Genomic DNA, 20,577 nt, shown 5'->3' with positions numbered 1-20,577 from the left:
CGTCAGGCCAGACCGGACGAGATGACCGCGAGGGGCAGGAGCGCTGCCAGGACGAGCAGCTCGGCGGTGTCGGCAAGGCGGATCAGCCGCAGGCGCGTCTTGGGGGCGAGCAACGTGACCGTGACGACGCAGACGGTGGCGATGGCCAGGACGACGAGGATGCCCACACGCAGACCCGGCTGGGCGAGCGAGGCCACGACCCCGGCCACGACGAGACCGATGATGCCGGTGGCCATGACGGTGAGCACGCCGGAGCGGGCGAAGGTCTGGCGCGAGGGGAACATCATGCCCGCGAACGCCAGGGCGCACACGAGAGCGCCGGTGGCGTTCTGCGCGGCGACGAGAGGAGTCGCCACCAAGATGGCGGCGGCCAGGGCCAGGCGCAGTCCCATCAGGACGCGCTTGCCCTGTGCCACGCGGGCGGCCACGTCGTCGGCGTCGATCGGCTGCGGGTCGGCGAACATCTCGGCGTCGCTCTGGGGCGACACCACGCGAAGACGCGTGGTGCCGATGGCCAGCCAGGGCAGCGCCCCCGCGAGCGTGGCGACGACGCCGACCATCAGGGTCCAGACGGTGGGGGCGGGAAAGAAGGCGGCGAGGGTTCCGGTGACGCCCAACGCTCCGCCGGCAACGAGGGGCGCGAGCTGCAGCTCGGCCCGCTCCCGGGTGAGGGCGAGCGAGACACCAGCGATGACGAAGGCTCCGCCGCCGGCGGCGGCCATCGGCAATCCCCACATGTCGAGGGACGCGGGCATCGCGATGAAGCCGGCGACGGCGGCGAAGAGGGATGCCGCCATCCCCAGGCCCTGACCTGCCTCGCGCTGGCCGAGTCGTGAGACGACCGCCGAGACGACGAGCAGCACGACGGCTCCGCCGCCCGCGACGAGAGCGCCGAAGGGGAGTGCGCGACCGGCCGCGAGCAGGAGGACGGCGCACACGCCGAGCAGCGCGAGGCTGACCGCGAGGGCTGTGCGCGCGTTGTCGCGGGTGGTCCAGGGACGGTTCTGCTGGCTGGTGGCGTCGATGACGGCCTCGACGATGTCGTCGTAGACGCGCGGCTGGGCGACGAGACCTCCGCGCACGAGGGTCAGCACTTCGCCGTCGACGATGCCCTGCGCCGCGGCCCCGCGAGACGGGTCGACGGTGGTGCCGTCCGAGCGCTGGAGCGCGTACCCCGCCGAGGTCATCGACGGATCGAGCACGCCGAGGGACCGGGCGAAGCCCGGGAGGAACTCGATCACCGGCACCTGCGCCGGAATCGCAATGTCGAGCCTGCGTCCCTCGCTCTGCACCGACAGCCGCAGCAGCGCTCGTGTCGCATTCATGACGTCAGCCATCTGCGGCCCCCTCTTTCCGGACCGAAGCCCCCTGCGGTCAGACCCCGAAATCCTATCGGTGGGTCAGGGGTCGGATGTCAGTGGAAACGCGCCGCCGACGCACGATCAGCGGAGACGTAGTCGTCCGCGATCGAGTCGGTGGCGTTCGAGATGCGTTGGAGCACGTCGCGCATCTGCTCGAGCGTGGCGCTCCACTGCTGCTGCGCGTTGTTGTACGCCGCCTGCGCGGCGCCCTCCCACTGTCCCCGCAGGCGAGCGACCTCGCTGTCGAGGCCGCCCAGGGTCGCGTCGATACGCGCACTCTCGGAGCGGAGTCGGGCAGCCGCAGCGTGCAGCGATTCGGGCGTGACACGGAAGTCGCTCACGACTGGCCTCCCAGCATCGTTCCGAGACCGTGGATGGTCGTCCGGTGCTCTTCTTCGACGGCTTCCTGGTCGCGGGCCGTGGCCTGCAGCGCGGCACTGAGGGTGATGAGCACGTCGTTCAGCTTCCGCGCGCCCGCCGTCCACTCCTCGACGAGGATGCCGTACGAGCTCGCCGCGTCGCCCGACCAGTTGCCGCGCAGCTCGTCGAGTTCCGCGAGCACCCGCCTGGTGCTGTCGGCGATGTCGGCGTGCGCGCCGTTCACCACCTCGGAGCCCCGGGCAAGGGCTCCCTCTTCCGCGGAAATGCGGTCAGACATGTCGTGTTCTCCTGTCGGAACCGTTCAGTGTGTCGAAAGACGTGATCACTCGTCGCGTCCGCCGGCCTGGGCGTTCTCGGACCGGGGGCCGATCTCTTCATCGTCCTCCATGCGGGGCGCGATGGGACCGCCGAGCCCACGAGATGCCTCGTCGCGACGGTCGGAGCGCGAGCCAGGTCCGCCCATTCCGCCGACGCCGCGGCTGCCGGCACCGGATCCTGCGCCGCGGGCTCCGCCTCCGGCGGCTCCGCCGCCAGCCGCGCCGCCGCCAGCCGTGCCGCCAGCGCGCATACCGGCACCCTTGGCCGTCGATGCCGCGGGTGCGCCGCCGCCGGCGGCACCGCCCATTCCGCCGACGCCGCGGGTTCCGAGGCCGGAGCCGGCTGCGGCGGTCTTGCCGAGCAGGCCGCCCGATCGCCCGGCTGCGCCGGATGCTGCCGTGCCGCCCGCACCGCTGAACAGGCTGCCTCCGGGAGCGCCCGCGCCACGCGCGATGCTGCCGAGTGCGGCCGCGCCGCCGCCGCCGGCGATCAGGCCCGCACCGAGACCGGATCCGATGCCCGCTCCGGCGCCGCCGGAACCGGAACCGCCGAGCAGACCTCCGCCGGGGGCCGAGGGGATGGTCCCGGGCAGGTTCGGGGTGCCGATGATCGAGCCGTCCGGAGTCGGCTCGGGCTTGATGGTGTCGAGGTCGATGATGGGGGTGGTGCCGTGGATCGGGCCATCCGGTCGCGGCCCGATGACCCCCGGCTGCGGCATCGCGTGGTAATCGGGCTGCGAGTTGCCATTGTCGTTGCCACCGGGGGTCGCGACGGGGGACGTGTCCCAGTCGGGGTACTGCTCGAAACTGCGTCCACCGGAGCGTCCGCCGCCTCCACCCCCGCCCCCACCGGTACCGCCTCCGGTTGGCTCGACGGTGTCAGTTTCGGAGAAGGTGAAGTTGAGTGGTGGGGGGTCGCTGACCTGGACGGCATCCATCTCGTCGGAGAAACCCTCCATAGCGGAGCGCGCGGCGGCCTCCCGTTGATCGGACAGATAGCCGTTGATCAGCCCGACGGCCCCCTCTCCCGCGAGGAAGGAGATCGGTCCCAGCATGAGAGTCGCGCCGGTAGCAGCGCCACGGACCGCAGCTTCCTGACCCCCGGAGAGCGAGCCGGAGGGGAGTGTGTCGAGCGCATCTCGCGCGCGTGATCGAACGTCGTTGGCTTGATCAAGCCGCTGAGCGAGCTCGTCCTCGACGTAGGTGACTTGCTGAGCGATCTGTCTCGCAGCGGCACTGAATCTCGCCCGAGCGGCAGATCCGGCCTCTCCTGTGATGCCGGGGTCGCTTGCGACGCGGTTCAGAACCTCCCGCAATGCGTTCAAGCCGTTGACGAGTGAGCCTCGCGTGGGAACGTCCCACGGCTGGCCTCCCTCGGCGAAGTTCGTCAAACGCTGTTCCCAGGTACCGGTCACGGCGATGTCCCCTTTCTCGCCTTACGGCGTTGAGTGACGATGATGAGCACGGTGATGACCGCCGCGATGAGGACAAGGGCCACGATCCCGATGACGGCCCACATCACGAGGGATGAGAAATCGAAACCGCTGGTCGGGCTGTCATCGGCGTATTGGTCGAAGCTTCGGCCTCGATCCGGAGCCACATATCCGTTCGTCTTAGCTGCCGCGATCTGATCGGCTGTCGGAAACCCTGCGCTCTTATTCATGAGAGGTGTCTCATCGGGGAACGTCGTCGGGTCGACGGCGAGCAGGGTCGGGAGCCACGCCGCTCCGTAGCCAAAACCGTCTTCCGTCCGAGAGGGCTCGTGTCGTTCGCCGTTCGTCGTTGCGAGCATCGCCTGGATCAGTTGATTTCCCGTGCTCTCCGGAAACTTCTGAGCCGCGAGCGCAAGCATGCCTGCGACTATGGGAGATGCATTCGACGACCCGGTGGCCGTCGCTGATCCGTCCCACCCGGATTCGGTACCGATCTCTGGGAACCGGTCGCCCCCGGCGACCACGGTCGTTTGTGGAATGATCCAGGGTGATCCGTCCGCACTGGTCTGTAGGGCTCCGTCCGGTCCGATCGCAGATACGGCGACGACCCCATTCAGCGAGTCTCCGCCATCGGTGATCGGTGCGCCGAGCAAGTCAGCGGCGCTGGGATTGGCCGTCGCAGAAACAAGTGCCACTCCCCGGGCGATGGCGTACGCGATGGCAGGTGCGTCCGCTTCGTGCCGCTCCATGCCTACCGCCGTGTAAACGATCTTCGCGCCGTCATCGACCGCGAGCTTGACGCCATAGCCCCACGCGGTCATATCCGTCTCGGTCGCTGAATCTGGGTAGCACGGGCGATCGTCCGGGCCGTACCCATAGAAAGTGACCTCAGCGTCGGGAGCGATCCCGCGAACTCCCCCGGATCCTGTGCCGTTGCCGATGAGCAAAGCTGTCATTGTCGTGCCGTGACGTGTGCCCTTGTCGGGGTTGGTAGACGTCATCGAAGGGTGGTCCTTGCATACCGGCTTGTCCGAGATGCGCAAATTCTGCCCTTCAAACACCGGAAGGGACGGGTTGATCTGCTCTTCCAGCACGGCCACCTTCACGCCGCGGCCGGTGATGCCCTCCGAATGCGCGGCATCAACGCCGTACTTGTCCCACCAGAAGTCGAGGCCGGTCGTCCCTGAGGTCGTCGCCGCCGAAGTCGGGGACGCAGCGCTTAGAGATATGAACCCGGCGACGAGGAGAACTGCTCCGAACGTTCGGAGCGGATGCCGCTTCACTGCAGGCCAAGGGCGCCGCGCACGCCGGCCTGCCCCCCGGCAGAGGCACCCGGCGAGACGCCCGCCGGAGGTGCCGTCGATGCCGCGTCGATGATCGCCGTGACCTGTTGTGCGTCGCTCGCATTCATCTCGTCCCGCTCCTCCAACGTCTGAACGGCCTGCGAGAGGGCAGCTGCGTTCTGCGCGATGTATTGCCTCACCTCTTCGACACGTGCACCGAGTGTCTCGGCACGGGTGCGGAGAAGCTGCGTGAACTGGGAGGCCGCAGGCTCGGTTCCATTGCCGTCGACGACGCTAATGATGGTCGCTGCGGGGAGCTCGTCGCTTGTTTGAACGACTTTGCTCACGTTCGCGCGAACGAACTCGCTGTCGAGCCGAATGACGGAGCCCATACTTCACTCATTTCTTCACGCGCGTGCGGCGAGCACGCGACGATGTTGCCGCGCGGAAAACTTGCGGCGGCCCTCACGGGCCGCAAGAGCCGGCGGCCGCCTCAGCGACCGCCGGCTCGAGACGACTCAGACGAAGCGGCCGGCGGCGGACTTGTCGGTCGAGGTGTAGCCCTGAGCGATCTCGTCGGTCTTGCCGGCGATCTGCTGCAGGAGTTCGTTCAGACGCGTGATGGACTGGGTCCACTGGGCCTGGGCCTGGTCGTACGCGGTCTGGGCGTCACCATCCCACGAGGAGCGGAGGGCGTTGACCTGCGACTCGAGCTCGTCGAGGCGGGTGCGGATGCCGGAGGCACCGTTGCGGATCTGACCCGAGAGCGCGATGACCTGCTCGGGACGAACGGACATGGACTGCATGAGAGTTCCTTCTTTCGTGTCGAGCGGGGTCAGCCGAGCAGGGAGCCCAGGTTGCCGATGGTCTGCTGGTGCGACTCTTCCGACGCGGCCTGGTCGCGCTCGGTGCCGCGGAGGGCGTCCTCGAGCGTGACGAGCACGTTGTTGAGCTTGGTGGTCTCTTCGTTCCAACGCTGCATGAGCTGCGTGTACGAACCGGCGGCTGCGCCGGTCCAGAAGCCGGCCACCTGGTCGAGTTCGGTGCGAACCTTGCGCACCTGCTCGTCGATGCCCGACTTGGCGGTGTTGACCGCTTCGGCCCCTCGACGAAGCGCACCCTCCTGGGCTGCGATGAGATCTGCCACTGTGTCTCCTCGATGTTCCTCCGGGCGCGCCCGGGCGTTGCGGATCGGTTACGCGCACGGGAATAGAGGACCCGCACACGGCGTCGGCGGAGGAACCGGAGCCCCCCACCGGACTTCGAACATACGTAAACCGGCCCCCCGGTTCAAGCCTCTTGCGCAATTTGAAAGATGACAAAACTCTCATCTTTATCCCCGGTGAACCGCGGAAAGGGCAACACGGGCCCGCGCGAGACGGATACGCTGGTGCGGTTGCGGCCCGTGGGCCGGAGGGCGCGAGAACGAGGGGGACCGTTGAGCGCGGAAGTGATGCAGGGGCGACGCGTCGCGTTGATCGACGGTGATTCCCGCTTCGATCTGGTGGTTCCGTTGCGAGCCCGCGTCGACGACGTGCTGCGCGCCGCCGGTTCCGACACCGCGCACGGCACTCGCGTGGTGGGCATCTCCGGCCGCGAGATCGACCGGGCGACCGTGATGACCTCGCTCGACGACGGCGTCATCCTCGTCCTCGTCGACCCCGGCGCCTCGTTGCCCGACGCCGTCGCTCGCGCCGCCGCGGCGCCGAACGCCAGGCGTGTCTCGGCCGTATGGTGGGTGCTCGCGGCGGGAGGCGGCATCCTGGCCCTGCTTCGTCTGGTCGGCGGTGACGGTCTGTCCCCCTCGGTGCGCGTGCCCGTTGCGATGCTGGCCCTTCTCGCGGCTCTCGTCGCGGGCGCCGTCTTCGCCCTGCGCGCTCGCTCGCGAACGGCGATCCTCGCCCCCGTCGTGGGCGTCATCGCGTTGGCGTTCGGCGGCGGGGTCGCCGTCGTCCCGGGCCTTCCTGCCGCCGCCCCCCTCGTCGCGGTCTTCACGGGGCTGCTCGCCGCCGCCGTCGTCGCCGGAGTCATCGGCGTGCTCGGGGCCACCGAGACGCTGCGCGCGCAGAGCCGTACCGCGACGATCGTCCTCGCGGTGCTCGCCGCCGTGTGGGGCCTCTCGCTGCTGATGCACCTCGATCCATCGGCGCCGGCGGCCGTGACTCTCGGCCTCGTGCCGGTCGCGCAACGCGTGCTGCAGTCGAGCCTCGTCGACGTGGCCCCGGGTACCTTCATCGACTACGGCCGCTTCCAGAGCACGCGGTGGACGGTGCGGCAGAACCTCCCCGACGAGGTGCGCACGATCGAAGCCGACGACGCCGACGCGCTGGTCGAGCGCTCCACGGCCCGCCTCACGATCGGCGTGGTGCTCCTGATCGCCGCCGGGGCTGCCAGTGCCTTCACCGCGCTGCCGACCTTCGACACCGACAACCCGGTCGTGCTCGGCGGGCGCATCGGGCTCGCCGCCACGGTCGTCCTCGCTCTCTTGCTCAGCTCGCGTCGCAGCACCGTGCCGTTCCTGCGCTGGGTGGAACGTCTGGGGGCTGCCGCCGTGGTGGTCGCCGTGCTGATGGCGTTGTTGCCGAGGGTGTCCTCCGACATGCTCGTCGTCTTCGCCGGCATCCTTCTGCTGGTCGGTCTCGGGTCTTCCCTGTTGGTCGTCCCGGTGGGTCGCGGCCTGCGTTCTCTCGGCTGGTCTCGCACCGGCGACATCTTCGAGGCGCTGGCCACGGCCCTGTCTCTTCCGGCGGGCATGCTCGCCGCCGGAGCGGTGGAGATCGCGCGTGCGATGATGGCGACATGACGCAGCTGACGCCATTCGGCGCGCCCGCGACGGTGGGGGTGCGCATCGGAGCCTTCAGCGTCGACGCGGCCCTCGTGGTCATCGTCTCGGTCGTGGCATCCCTCCTGGCATCTCCCGTGTTGGGCGCGGCGGTCGCCGCCGAGGCGTTACTCGGCCTGTGGATCCTGCAGGCGCGACGCGGCCTCACCCCCGGCGCCCTGCTCTTCGGTCTGCGCACCGCGCGCGTCGAGGAGCCCGTCGTCCCGGGCGCCGGGCGGGCCTTCGTCCGCGGCCTTCTCGTGGTGCTCGGCGGCTTCGTGCTGCTGGCCGGCGCCTGGGTCGTCGTGGCCTCGGCGGCGTTCGACAGATCGGGCCGTCGGCGTTCCTGGGCCGATCGTGCCGCGGGAACCGTTCTGCTGTCCGTTCCCCGCGGAAGACAGGCTCCGGATGCCGATGAGCCCCGCGCCCTGTCGGAGCCGACGGTGCAACGCACCGGCGCTTCCCGCGAGCCCCTGCGGATGGACGCCTCGGCGGCGGCCCTGCCTCTCGCGCCGGCCTGGGACGCCCCCATCGTCGCGATCGAGGCGCCCAGCGTCGCGGGTGAGCGGCCCGCGACCATCACCCCCGAGCCCGCCGCCCCGACGCCGAGTGCTCCGGCGCGAACCCCGGGTGTCGGCCGTGCGCAACTGCTCGTCGTCTTCGACACGGGGCAGCGCGAGCAGTTCGACCTGCCTGCGGCCGTGAACTTCGGTCGCGCCCCCGTGGCCGATCAGCCGAACGACGTGCTCATCTCGGTCGACGATCCCGACCGCCTCATCTCGAAAACGCACCTGCGCCTCGAGCACGACGGCGAGACGGCGTGGGTCACCGACGCGGGGTCCACCAACGGATCCGAGCTGATCGACGACGACGGCACCGTCCACGTTCTCCGCCCCGGTTCGCGCACCCTGCTCGAGGAGGGCACCCGCGTGCGCCTCAGCGAACGCGTCTTCACCCTGAGTCGTCTGATCGGAGGTCCGGTGTGAGCACGGGTCCGCGCATCGCCCCGCCGTCCCTGCCCAACGGGCGGATCGTGCTCCAGCCGCCGCCCGAGCTCGTCCCGAACGAGGGCGGCAGCGGCATCCTGACCTCCCTCCTGCCGATGCTCGGCAGTGTGGGCGCCATCGTGATGGTGACCATCTCGAACAGCGGGCCGACGGGCTTTCTCATCGGCGGCATGTTCCTGCTGTCGTCGCTCGGCTTCGTCGCGGTGAACGGATGGCGTCAGCGCGCCCAGCGCAACGCGCAGGTGCTCGGCAACCGGCGCGAGTATCTCGCCTACCTCTCCGACCTGCGCGACACCGTGCGCGTCGCCGCCCGCAAGCAGCGCCGTCACGGTGGGTGGATCATGCCGGCTCCGGCCGCTCTGCCCTTCATCGCCGAAGAGCGCTCGCGCGTCTGGGAGCGCCAGCCCGGCGACGAGACGTTCCTCCTCGCCCGCATCGGTGTGACCGACCAGCCGCTCAGCCTCACGCTCGAGGCGCCCGAGCTCCCGCCGCTGGCCCAGCTCGACCCGGTCGCCGCCTCGGCCGCGCACCGCTTCATGCTCACGCACGAGATGCAGCGCGACCTGCCGCTGGGCTTCCCCCTCGGCGACTACTCGCGCATCGAGCTCGTGGGCTCCGACGAAGACGCGGTCCGCAGCCTGGCTCGCTCGCTCGTGGCCTCCGCGGCCACTCTGCACGACCCCGAGGACGTCATCATCGCGATCCTCGCCGGTCCCGCGCAGATGCCCGCGTGGGACTGGGCGAAGTGGCTCCCGCACGCGATGTCCTCGCGCGTGCAGGACCGGCTCGGGCCCGCGCGCATGATCTCGGCATCCCTCGACGAACTCGTCGACATGCTGCCGCCGCAGCTCTCCACACGTCCGCGATTCACGCCCGGTGGCGGGGTGACACCGCACGTGGTGCTGATCGTCGACGGCGTCGAGACCCCCACGAACAGCCCGCTCGTCGGGCTCGAGGGTGCGCAGGGTGTCACCGTGATCGACCTCCCCACGCGTTGGGACGAACTCGACGACCCCCACGTTGCCCGTGTCGCGCTCGCCGAAGCACCCGTGGTCGCGCGAGGCCGCCGCGCCGAGAAGAAGCCCGTCTCTGTTCCCGCCGAGTTCATCGACGGAGCGGGTCGGGCCCAGACCTTCATCCCGGATGCCATGACCGTCGCCGAGGCCGAGGCCACCGCCCGACGGCTCATGCCGCTGCGGCCGGCGCCCGTGGTCGTCGTCGATGCGCCGACCACGCAGGGTCAGCTGGAGCTCACCGAGCTCCTCGGCCTGCCCGATGTGCGGACGGTGAACTTCGACCAGGCGTGGACCCGCCGTCTCGAGCGCGACCGCCTGCGCGTGCCGATCGGCCAGGAGCCCTCGGGCGCGCCCCTCGTCCTCGACCTGAAGGAGTCCGCGTCGCAGGGCATGGGCCCGCACGGCGTGATGGTCGGCGCGACCGGATCGGGAAAGTCCGAGGTGCTGCGCACGCTCGTGCTGGCCCTCGCCATGACGCACTCTCCCGAACAGCTCAACTTCGTGCTCGTCGACTTCAAGGGTGGTGCGACCTTCGCCGGTATGGCCGAGATGCCGCACGTGTCGGCGGTCATCACCAACCTCGGCAGCGAGCTGGCTCTCGTCGACCGCTTCCAGGACGCCCTCCAGGGCGAGGTGGTGCGGCGGCAGGAGCTGCTGCGCGCCGCGGGCAACTTCGCGAACGTCGGCGAGTACGAAACCGCGCGTTTGGGCGGTCGGTCCGACCTCGCTCCCCTTCCGGCCCTCCTCGTCGTCGTCGACGAGTTCTCCGAGCTGCTGACGGCCAAGCCCGAGTTCGTCGACAGCTTCCTCAACATCGGTCGCGTGGGTCGATCGCTGCACGTCCACCTGCTGCTGGCATCCCAGCGTCTCGAAGAGGGCAAGTTGCGCGGTCTCGACACGTACCTGTCGTACCGGATCGGTCTGCGCACCTTCTCGGCCGCCGAATCGCGCACGATCATCGGCACCCCCGATGCGTACACGCTGCCGCAGGAGCCCGGCGTCGGCTTCCTCAAGAGCGACACCGAGAACCTCGTGCAGTTCCGCGCGGCGTACGTCTCCGGGCGGCCGAAGGGCAACGCCCGTCTGAACATCGACGACCCCGAGTCGGAGGCGACGGGGCCCGCACGCGTCGAGGTCTTTACCGCTCTCGCCCAGCCCGACGACGACCCGGTCGAAGAGACGACGGATGCCAGCCCCGCAGCCATCGCGACCCCGGCGACCGACAAGCGTTCGACCTTTCAGATCGCCGTCGACCGCATGAAGGACCGCGGTCCCGAGGCGCACCAGGTGTGGCTCCCGCCGCTCGCGGACCCCGCCCCGCTCGACGAGCTCATGCCCGACCTCGCGGAGGACCCCGCCCTCGGTCTCGTCTCGCGACGCTGGCGCGACGCCGGCGCCCTCACGGTGCCGATCGGTGTCGTCGACATCCCGCTCGAGCAGCGCCGCGACCACCTCACGGTGTCGCTCGGAGGTGCGGCCGGTCACGTCGCGATCGTCGGTTCGCCGCTGAGCGGGAAGTCGACCCTCGCGCGCACGCTCGTCTCGGCCCTGGCGCTGACGGGAACCCCGCAGGAGTTCCAGTTCTTCGTGCTCGACTTCGGCGGCGGTGGCTTCACCGCCATGCAGCAGCACCCGCACATCTCCGGTGTGGCCACCCGCACCGAGCCCGAGGCCGTCCGCCGTGCGATCGCCGAGGTCGAGGCCGTGCTCGATGCGCGCGAGCAGTACTTCCGCCGCAATGCGGTCGACTCGATCGAGACCTACCGCTCGCGTCGGCGCGAGCGGCGTCTCGACGACGGCTTCGGCGACGTCTTCCTCATCATCGACGGGTGGTCGACGCTGCGGTCGGAGTTCGAACCGCTCGAAGCGCGCGTGCAGACCATCGCCGCGCGCGGCCTGAGCTTCGGCGTGCACGTCGTCGTCACCGCGAACCGGTGGCTCGAGATCCGCGCCAACCTGAAGGACCTCATCCAGACGCGCCTCGAGCTGCGCTTGGGAGATCCCACGGACTCCGACGTCGACCGCAAGCAGGCGGCCAACGTGCCGGTGGGGCAACCGGGCCGCGGGCTCGCCACGTCGAAGCTGCAGATGCTCACCTCGGTCCCTCGCATCGACGGGTCGGACGACCCCTCGACCATCGCGGACGGCGTCGCCGACATGATCGGCAAGATCACGAACGCCTGGCACGGGGAGCCGGGTCCCAAGCTTCGTCTGCTGCCCGAGAACATCTCGCTCGACGAGGTGCGCGCTCTCGCCGAACCGGGGGATCGTCGCATGCTCCTCGGTATCGAGGAGGCGCAGCTGTCGCCCTTCGGGATCGACCCGCGCGTGGAGCCGCACCTCTTCGTCTACGGCGACTCGGGGATGGGCAAGTCGTCGTTCCTGCGCGGTGTGGCCAAAGAGATCCAGCGGCTGTACACCTCGGCCGAGGCGAAGATCTTCGTCGTCGACTACCGGCGCGCTCTGCTCGGCGAGATCCCCGACGAGTACCTCGGCGCGTACCTGACCTCTCACGACCTGGCCACGGGCGGCATGAACGACCTGTCGCAGTACTTCGCGACGCGCATCCCCGGGCCCGACGTCACGCCGACCCAGCTGCGCGAGCGCAGCTGGTGGAAGGGCGCCGAGGGCTTCATCCTCATCGACGACTACGACCTGGTCGCCACCAGTCAGGGCAACCCGATCGCGGTGCTGCAGCCGCTGCTGGCACAGGCAGGCGACCTGGGGCTGCACGTCATCCTGACCCGGCGGTCGGGTGGGGCGAGCCGTGCCGCGTACGATCCGATCATCCAGCGCTTCACCGACCTGGGCGTCACCGGCATCCTGCTCGGCGGCAACCCGGAAGAGGGGGCGCTCATCGGCCGCGTGAAGCCGGAGCGGGCGGCGCCCGGCCGTGCCCAGATCGTCAGCCGCGAGCAGGGACTGCTCGCCTCCCAGCTGGTGTTCTCCCCGCCGTCACACTGATCCGTCGTTCCTCCCCAGGAGCTATTCCCGCCCCGGCATCCCCCGATGGATGCCGGGGCGGTGTGCGTGTCGGTGGCCCGGGTTACCGTTGGGGGGTGAGTTATCCCGGCGCCGCATCCGAGTCGTACGCCGACGCGCCGCCCGAGCCGTACGACCTCCCCGAAGATCCCTATGCCGGGGCCGATTGGGACCCCGACCAGTTCGCACCTCCCGAGGACTTCGACGCGCCGCCGCCGCCCGTCGACCCGTCGTCGTCATTCGCTCGTGCCGCCGCGGTCACCGGCACCGCACGAGAGCTCCCCGCCGTCCGCGACTTCACGGGTCGCGACCCGCGCGAGGTCCTGCACGAGGTCTACGGGTACGACGCCTTCCGCGGCGACCAGGCCGAGATCGTGCAGCACGTGGTCGGCGGCGGAGACGCCGTCGTGCTCATGCCGACCGGCGGCGGCAAGAGCGTCACGTACCAGGTGCCCGCGCTCGTGCGGCCGGGCACCGGCCTCGTGGTCAGCCCGCTGATCGCGCTCATGCACGACCAGGTAGAGGCCCTGATCGCCAACGGCGTTCGCGCGGGCTATCTCAACTCGACACAGGCGCCCACCGAGCGGCAGGCCGTCGAGCAGGCCTACCTCGCCGGAGAACTCGACCTGCTCTACGTCGCCCCCGAGCGGCTGAACGGCGCGCAGACCCTCGCGTTTCTCGCTCGCGGTCGCCTCAGCGTCATCGCCATCGACGAAGCGCACTGCGTGTCGCAGTGGGGCCACGACTTCCGGCCCGACTATCTCGCCCTCGGCGACCTCGCCGACCGCTTCCCCGACGTCCCGCGTATGGCGCTCACGGCGACGGCCACCCCGGCCACCGCCCAAGAGATCGTCGAGCGTCTGCGCCTGCGCGACGCCCGCGGGTTCGTCGCCAGCTTCGACCGACCCAACATCCAGTACCGCATCGACGCCAAGGTCGATCCGCGTCGCCAGCTCGTCCAGTTCATCCGGTCGCAGCCCGAGGGCTCTGCGGGCATCGTCTACGCCCTGAGCCGTAAGAGCGTCGAGCAGACGGCGGCCTACCTCAGCTCGCAAGGTCTCGACGCCCTGCCGTATCACGCGGGTCTCGACGCCTCGGTGCGCGCAGCGAACCAGTCACGGTTCCTCCGCGACGACGGCGTCATCATGGTCGCCACGATCGCCTTCGGCATGGGCATCGACAAGCCCGACGTGCGCTTCGTCGCTCACATCGATCTGCCCAAGTCCGTCGAGGGCTACTACCAAGAGACCGGTCGCGCCGGCCGCGACGGCGACCCGTCGACCGTGTGGATGGCCTACGGGCTCGGCGACGTCGTGCAGCAGCGCCGCCTGATCGATCAGTCGCCCGGCGACCGTTCGTACAAGATGAGGCTCGGGCAGCACCTCGACGCGATGCTGGCCCTGTGCGAGACGGTCGGATGCCGACGGCAGAACCTCCTCGACTACTTCGGGCAGCGATCCGAGCCCTGCGGCAACTGCGACACCTGTCTCACCCCGCCCGACACGTGGGACGGCCTCGTCGCGGCGCAGAAGCTGCTGTCGACGATCGTGCGCCTCCAGCGCGAGCGTGGTCAGGCCTTCGGCGCGGGCCATCTGATCGACATCCTCCGCGGTGCGAAGACCGAGCGCATCGCCCAGCAGGGACACGATCGGCTCAGCACCTACGGGCTCGGGGCCGACCTGTCGGACCAGGACTGGCGCAGCGTCATCCGTCAGCTCCTGGCTCGAGGGATCATCGCTGCCCAGGGAGATTACGGCACCCTCGCCCTCAGCGAGGCGTCCGCCGGTGTCCTGCGCGGTGAGACCGCGGTTCCGCTTCGTCGCGATGCCCTCGGTCGCACGGGCGGCGGCGGTGGCTCGAGTCGCGCACGCAAAAGCAGCGCCGACGACGTGGCCGCCGGTGACCGCGACCTGTTCGAGGCGCTGCGCGCGTGGCGTGCCGAGAGAGCGCGCGAGCAGGGCGTCCCCGCGTACATCGTGTTCGGCGACGCCACCCTGCGGGCGATCGCCGCCGCACGCCCGAGCTCCGTGGGCGACCTCGACGGGATCACCGGCATCGGCGCCAAGAAGCGCGAGGCGTATGGCGACGGCATCCTGACGGTGGTCGCCGCGAACTGACGGCGCCGCGCCCGGGTGGTCTGGACGCCCCGTACCCGGCGGCCCGGATCCCGCCGCGGTCGCGCGCCTTCGCTCGGACCCTGCTCCCGCCGCGAGCTACTGCGAAACGGCATCTCGCTGACAAACCGGCGACACCTCGCTAGCGACTCGTCAGCGAGATGCCGTCTCGGGGGCTCGACCGCGCGACCCGGGCGAGCGGTACGCACCGGCCCCACGGCATCCGCCGCGCTCAGCGCGCTCACGGGAATGTTGACCACCCACAACGACTCGTCGAAACGGGAGGCGGGGGCGTTGTGCACATCTCACAGGTCGTTTGGGTGCACGTTGTGGAAGACCTACCGTATGAAGCGTCCTTTGCAACGTCGAAAGGTGCCGAAGATGACCGACGCCGCCGTCCGTCCCACCACGCCCGCCACGAGCACGCGTACTCCCGTCGGAGGCGCGCCCACCGCGCCGCACACCGCCGCCGAAGCGGCCGAAGGCCGCATCGACACCGAGCGTGTCACCGACCTCCTGCTCGGTACCTGGGGTGACACACGCCGCCAGGCGCGCGAGATGATCAAGGACCCCGCGCTGTGGCGCGACGACAGCTTGGGAATGGACGCGCACCGCGAGCGCACGCTCAGCCAGCTGCACCTGCTCGTTCAGAACAAGGCCGTGCACCGTGCGTTCCCCAAGCGCCTGGGGGGCGAGGAGAACAACGGTGCCAACATCGCGGGCTTCGAGGAGCTCGTCGCCGCCGACCCCAGCCTGCAGATCAAATCCGGCGTGCAGTGGGGTCTCTTCGGTTCGGCCGTTCTCCAGCTCGGTACCCGCGAGCACCACGACAAGTGGCTTCCGGGCATCATGAGCCTCGAGATCCCGGGCGCCTTCGCGATGACCGAGACCGGTCACGGATCCGATGTCTCGGCGATCGGCACCACCGCGACATACGACCCCGAGACCGAGGAGTTCGTCATCCACACGCCGTTCCGCGGGGCGTGGAAGGACTATCTCGGCAACGCCGCCCTCCACGGCAAGGCGGCCACCGTGTTCGCACAGCTCATTACCCAGGGCGTCAACCACGGCGTGCACTGCTTCTACGTGCCCCTGCGCAACGAACAAGGCGACTTCCTCCCCGGTATCGGCGGCGAGGACGACGGTCTCAAGGGCGGGCTGAACGGCATCGACAACGGGCGCCTGCACTTCGACCAGGTGCGCGTCCCCCGCACGAACCTGCTCAACCGCTACGGCGACGTCGCCGCCGACGGAACGTACTCGAGCGACATCGCCAGCCCCGGCCGTCGCTTCTTCACCATGCTCGGCACGCTCGTCCAGGGCCGCGTCTCGCTCGACGGGGCCGCCGCGTGGGCCTCGGCCATCGGCCTCATCATCGCCGTCACCTACGGCAACCAGCGGCGCCAGTTCGACTCGGGCAACGGCACCCCCGAGGTCACCCTGCTCGACTACGGCAAGCATCAGCGTCGGCTCCTGCCGCGTCTGGCGACGACCTACGCCGAGATCTTCGCGCACGACGAGTTCCTGCAGAAGTTCGACGGCGTCTTCAGCGGGCGCCTCGACACGGACGCCGATCGCGAAGACCTCGAGACGCTCGCCGCCGCTCTCAAGCCGTTGTCGACCTGGCACGCCCTCGACACCCTGCAGGAGTCTCGCGAAGCGTGCGGCGGCCAGGGGTTCCTCTTCGAGAACCGTCTCGTGGGCCTGCGCGCCGACCTCGACATCTACGTCACTTTCGAGGGCGACAACAACATCCTGCTGCAGCTCGTCGGCAAGCGACTGCTCGCCGATTACGCGAAGCAGTTCAAGGGCAAGGATGCCAAGCAGCTCGCCGCCTTCGCGGTCGGTCAGACCGCCGGCAAGCTCTTCCACGGTGCCGGAATGCGCCAGCTCGGTCAGGCCGTCAGCGACTTCGGTTCGACCGCCCGCTCCGTCGAGAAGGGCCTGCGTGCCGAACAGCAGCACGAGTTGCTCGCCGGTCGCGTGCAGCAGATGATCGCCGACATCGCGGGGCGTCTGCGCCCGGCATCCAAGCTCTCCCGTGAAGACGCTGCCGCGCTGTTCAACGAGAACCAGGCGCAGCTGATCGAGGCCGCGCGTGCCCACGGTGAGTTGCTGCAATGGGAGGCGTTCACCGACGCCATCAACCGCATCACCGACCGTGACACCCTCACGGTGCTGACCTGGTTGCGCGATCTCTTCGGCCTCCAGCTCGTCGAGAAGCACCTCGCCTGGTACCTCATCAACGGGCGCCTCTCGGCACAGCGGGGTGCGGCCGTGTCGAGCTACATCGACCGGCTCTGCGCTCGTCTCCGCCCGCATGCGCAGGACCTCGTCGACGCCTTCGGCTACGGTCCCGAGCACATCCGCGCCTCCATCGCATCGGGTGTCGAGAACGACCGTCAGAACGAAGCCGCGGCGTACTACGCCGCGCAGAAGGCCGCGGGCACCGCTCCGATCCCGGAGAAGAAGCCCGCCAAGTGACGCGCGAGGCGGGCGGTGGTCAGAGGGGGGCACCGCCGTCCGCTTCGCGCTCCGACTCGCGCAGAGCGATGTCGGAGCTCCGCTCTAGCCTGGGGGGATGAGCGACCTTCTGATAGGCGTCGACGGCACCGCTCGCTGCGCGTGGGCAGGTGCCGATGCCGAGTACCAGCGGTACCACGACGAAGAGTGGGGCACTGCCCTGCGCGGTGACCGCAGGCTGTTCGAGAAGATGAGCCTCGAGGGCTTTCAGGCGGGTCTCGCCTGGATCACGATCCTTCGCAAACGCCCGCGCTTCCGCGAGGTCTTCCTCGACTTCGACCCCGCGGCGGTCGCGGCTTTCGGGTCCGATGACATAGAGCGTCTGATGCAGGATGCCGGCATCGTCCGCAACCGCGCGAAGATCGAGGCCGTGATCGGCAACGCCGCCCTGGTCACCCGGATGGGGGAGGGCGAGCTCGATGCCCTGCTGTGGTCCTTCGCACCCGCGGAGCACACGCCGCCGGCGACCTTCGCCGAGGTTCCCGCGGTGACACCGGAGTCGACCGCGATGAGCAAAGAACTGCGTCGTCGTGGCTTCCGGTTCGTCGGTCCCACCACCATGTACGCGCTCATGCAGTCCTCGGGCATGGTCGACGACCACGTTGCCGGGTGCTGGCGCGCCGCCGCCTCCTGACCGGTTCGACGGGGTCGATGTGCTCCGGGCCGCCTCGCACGGGTAGACTGCAACGTGGAGCTTTCGCTCCCAGCGTCGTCGAACGCACCGGCCCCTTCTTCTCGGGCCTTTGACCTTCACGGCGAACGGATGCGCCACCCGGCGCCTTCGCCCATGCAGCCGCAGCATCGCGGCATCCCGAATCGCCGTGCGCGCGTGCGCCGCGGCTGGAGTATTCATGACGTCCCAGACTTTCGCCGACCTCGGCGTGCCCGCCCCCCTCGTCGACGTTCTCGCCTCGCAGGGCAAGAACGACGCGTTCCCCATCCAGGCCGACACCCTGCCCGACACGCTCGCCGGGCGCGATGTGCTCGGTCGCGGCAAGACCGGCTCGGGAAAGACCCTCGCCTTCTCCCTGCCCCTCGTCGCGCGTCTCGCCGGCAAGAACGACCGTCGCCGTGGCCGCAAGCCCCGCGCGCTCGTGCTCGCCCCCACCCGTGAGCTCGCGAACCAGATCGACGAGGTCATCAAGCCCCTCGCCGCGGCCTATGGCCTGGTCACCACCACCGTCTACGGCGGCGTCAACCAGAAGCGTCAGGTCGACGCGTTCAACGGCGGTGTCGACATCCTCGTCGCGTGCCCCGGTCGCCTCGAAGACCTCATCGGCCAGGGCCACGCGAGCCTCGACGACGTCGAGATCACCGTGCTCGACGAGGCCGACCACATGGCCGACCTCGGCTTCCTGCCGGGCGTCACGCGCCTGCTGTCGCGCACGCCCGCCGGCGGACAGCGTCTGCTGTTCTCGGCGACGCTCGACAACGGCGTCGACAAGCTGGTGAAGCGCTTCTTGCGCAACGAGGTCCTGCACTCGGTCGACGAGGCGCACTCGCACGTCGCGGCCATGACCCACCACGTCTTCGCCCCCGCCGACGCCGACGCGAAGAAGGACCTCGTGCAGACGCTCGCCTCGGGCACCGCCCGTCGCATCCTCTTCATGCGCACCAAGCACCAGGCCAAGAAGCTCGCCAAGGCGCTCACCGCCGCCGGCATCCCCTCGGTCGACCTGCACGGCAACCTTTCGCAGCCGCAGCGCGACCGCAACCTGGCCGCCTTCGGCGACGGCCGCGCCAAGGTCCTCGTCGCCACCGACGTCGCCGCCCGCGGCGTGCACGTCGACGGTGTCGAGCTGGTCGTCCACGTCGACCCGCCCGTCGAGCACAAGGCGTACCTGCACCGCTCGGGTCGTACGGCGCGCGCCGGTACCGCCGGCGACGTCGTCACGATCATGCTCCCCGAGCAGCGTCGTGACACCCTCGACATCCTCCGCAAGGCCAAGATCTCGGCCACGCCCACCGCGGTGACCCCGACCTCTCCCGAGGTCGTCGCCCTCGTCGGCGAGGTCGCCCCGTACGTCAAGCCCGAGCCGGTCGTCGCTCAGCCGCAGGGTGGGGGACGCTCGCAGGGCGCCAACGCTCAGCGCAAGCGCGCCGAGCGCGCGCAGGGTGGGGATGCCGCCTCCGCCGGTGGCGGACGCCGTCGTCGTGGCCGTGGTGCCGGTGGCCAGTCGACCGACGCTCCCGCCGCAGCCGGTCACGCGCCCCAGGGCGGCCGTGGACAGGGCCAGCGTTCCGGCGCCGGCCGCGGTGCGGGTGCCGGTGGCGGACAGCGTGCCGGTGCGGGCGCCTCGCGTTCACAGGGCGCGGGCCGCTCGGCATCCGGCAGCCCGACGACGGGCATGGTCGTGGGAGCACGCAGCCCCCGCACCAACCGTCGCGCCCAGGGCTGACCCCTGCTTCTCGGTGCCCCCGTGGATTCGTTCACGGGGGCACCGTCGCGTCTACGGACGGTCGTGTGCCGTGGTCGCCGGCGCGGGGTCGCGTGCCGTCGTGCGGAGTGCGGTCCCGACGCGCCGGTTCAGGATGCCGTGGTCGCCGGGGCCGGGTCGCGTGCCGTCGTGCGAAGTGGGGTTCCGACGCACCGGTTCAGGATGCCGCGGGCGTCGGGGACGGGTCGCGTGCCGTCGTGCGGAGTGCGGTCCCGACGCACCGGTTCAGGATGCCGCGGGCCCGGCGTTTCGGCCCGGACTCCGCCTGACGGCCCGGAGTCGACGGCCCGCCGGCCCTCAGCCGCGCGGGGGAAGCGTCGCGTCGTGAAGGTGACGGTCGCCGTGCGAGAGCACCTTGACGATGACGCCGCGCCGACGGAGATCGGCGACCGCGCGGGTCTCGTCTTCGCGCGTCAGCCCGAGCGCGTGGATGCTCGCGACGACGAGCACATCGCCGCGGGTCAGCGTTCCGAAGAAGCGGTCGAGCCGGTTCGCCCAGCCCTCCAGCGTCTCGGGCGCGGGGTGACGGAAGCCCTCGATCGGCACGCCGAAACGTGTGAGGTCGTCGCGCTGCTGCTTGACGGTCTCCATGTCGGGGCGCGAGACCACCAGCCCGACCAGGCGTGAGCCCGCGGGCCGCGCACGCCACCAATCACGGTCGCTCTGCAGCTCGGTGAAGCATTTCGGGCACTCGGCCGCCGCGTGCGCGAGCGGCACGGGGCTGGTCCCGGCGGCATCCGCAGATGACGGCATCGTCGGGATCGGATCGCTCATGGAAACCTCCGCGTTCATTCTGCCGCATGATCCTGCGAAACGTCCCGCCCGCTGCTCCGGGGCGCGATGTCCCGTTCCCCGTCGCCGGCATGTCGCGCAGGGTGCGCCCTGCCACCCTCCCGGCGGC

The 20,577-nt window shown here is 70.1% G+C and carries 16 protein-coding genes; 7 read left to right on the top strand and 9 right to left on the bottom strand.

Features of this window, described 5'->3' with window-relative positions:
- Positions 1–2: 2 nt before the first annotated feature.
- From eccD to AB6V29_RS08745, 8 genes are all read right to left on the bottom strand, one after another.
- Positions 3–1,337, bottom strand: a complete 1,335-nt coding sequence (gene eccD / locus AB6V29_RS08780; protein ID WP_369358070.1) for a type VII secretion integral membrane protein EccD — start codon at positions 1,335–1,337, stop codon at positions 3–5.
- 77 nt (positions 1,338–1,414) lie between these two features.
- Positions 1,415–1,702 carry a WXG100 family type VII secretion target gene (locus AB6V29_RS08775; protein ID WP_103206899.1) on the bottom strand — a complete coding sequence of 96 codons (288 nt, stop codon included), beginning with the start codon at positions 1,700–1,702 and terminating at the stop codon, positions 1,415–1,417.
- A complete protein-coding gene (locus tag AB6V29_RS08770) occupies positions 1,699–2,019 on the bottom strand; it encodes a WXG100 family type VII secretion target (protein ID WP_074695998.1) in 321 nt (106 codons plus the stop codon). Before AB6V29_RS08770 ends, AB6V29_RS08775 begins: the two co-directional genes overlap by 4 nt.
- Positions 2,020–2,064: 45 nt before the next feature.
- Positions 2,065–3,114: a hypothetical protein gene (locus AB6V29_RS08765; protein ID WP_307314717.1), complete on the bottom strand. Its 1,050-nt coding sequence runs from the start codon at positions 3,112–3,114 to the stop codon at positions 2,065–2,067.
- A 356-nt stretch (positions 3,115–3,470) separates the two neighbouring features.
- Positions 3,471–4,775, bottom strand: a complete 1,305-nt coding sequence (locus AB6V29_RS08760; protein WP_307314719.1) for a S8 family serine peptidase — start codon at positions 4,773–4,775, stop codon at positions 3,471–3,473.
- Complete coding sequence (locus AB6V29_RS08755; protein ID WP_267789255.1) at positions 4,772–5,167, bottom strand: hypothetical protein; 396 nt, start codon at positions 5,165–5,167, stop codon at positions 4,772–4,774. The genes AB6V29_RS08760 and AB6V29_RS08755 overlap by 4 nt, the downstream gene beginning before the upstream one ends.
- 126 nt (positions 5,168–5,293) lie before the next feature.
- Complete coding sequence (locus AB6V29_RS08750; protein ID WP_103207114.1) at positions 5,294–5,572, bottom strand: WXG100 family type VII secretion target; 279 nt, start codon at positions 5,570–5,572, stop codon at positions 5,294–5,296.
- Positions 5,573–5,610: 38 nt separating this feature from the next.
- The gene (locus AB6V29_RS08745; protein ID WP_055831852.1) at positions 5,611–5,922 is read right to left on the bottom strand and encodes a WXG100 family type VII secretion target; all 312 of its coding nucleotides are present in this window, start codon (positions 5,920–5,922) and stop codon (positions 5,611–5,613) included.
- A 291-nt stretch (positions 5,923–6,213) separates the two neighbouring features.
- On the opposite strand from AB6V29_RS08745, the gene AB6V29_RS08740 reads away from it, so the two are divergent.
- From AB6V29_RS08740 to AB6V29_RS08710, 7 genes are all read left to right on the top strand, one after another.
- Positions 6,214–7,578 (top strand): hypothetical protein, encoded by a 1,365-nt coding sequence (locus tag AB6V29_RS08740; RefSeq protein ID WP_307314722.1) that lies wholly within the window; start codon positions 6,214–6,216, stop codon positions 7,576–7,578.
- Positions 7,575–8,582, top strand: coding sequence for an RDD family protein (locus tag AB6V29_RS08735; protein ID WP_267789270.1), 1,008 nt, complete (start codon positions 7,575–7,577; stop codon positions 8,580–8,582). Before AB6V29_RS08740 ends, AB6V29_RS08735 begins: the two co-directional genes overlap by 4 nt.
- Entirely contained in the window at positions 8,579–12,583 is a 4,005-nt protein-coding gene (gene eccCa / locus AB6V29_RS08730) for a type VII secretion protein EccCa (RefSeq protein ID WP_369358066.1), read from the top strand. The genes AB6V29_RS08735 and eccCa overlap by 4 nt, the downstream gene beginning before the upstream one ends.
- Before the next feature lie 95 nt (positions 12,584–12,678).
- Positions 12,679–14,718, top strand: a complete 2,040-nt coding sequence (gene recQ, locus AB6V29_RS08725; RefSeq protein WP_369358064.1) for a DNA helicase RecQ — start codon at positions 12,679–12,681, stop codon at positions 14,716–14,718.
- A gap of 378 nt (positions 14,719–15,096) precedes the next feature.
- Positions 15,097–17,199 (top strand): acyl-CoA dehydrogenase, encoded by a 2,103-nt coding sequence (locus tag AB6V29_RS08720; protein WP_267789273.1) that lies wholly within the window; start codon positions 15,097–15,099, stop codon positions 17,197–17,199.
- 97 nt (positions 17,200–17,296) lie between these two features.
- On the top strand, positions 17,297–17,872 hold the full coding sequence (locus AB6V29_RS08715; RefSeq protein ID WP_267789274.1) for a DNA-3-methyladenine glycosylase I: 576 nt from the start codon (positions 17,297–17,299) through the stop codon (positions 17,870–17,872).
- Between the two features lie 217 nt (positions 17,873–18,089).
- Positions 18,090–19,637 (top strand): DEAD/DEAH box helicase, encoded by a 1,548-nt coding sequence (locus AB6V29_RS08710; protein ID WP_210072450.1) that lies wholly within the window; start codon positions 18,090–18,092, stop codon positions 19,635–19,637.
- 336 nt (positions 19,638–19,973) lie between these two features.
- On the opposite strand, the gene AB6V29_RS08705 is transcribed toward AB6V29_RS08710, so the two are convergent.
- A complete protein-coding gene (locus tag AB6V29_RS08705; protein ID WP_210072449.1) occupies positions 19,974–20,450 on the bottom strand; it encodes a dehydrogenase in 477 nt (158 codons plus the stop codon).
- Positions 20,451–20,577 lie beyond the last annotated feature (127 nt).

It is taken from the genome of Microbacterium sp. 20-116 (assembly GCF_041079415.1).
GTDB lineage: Bacteria > Actinomycetota > Actinomycetes > Actinomycetales > Microbacteriaceae > Microbacterium.
This window is presented reverse-complemented; position numbering and strand designations above follow the sequence as displayed.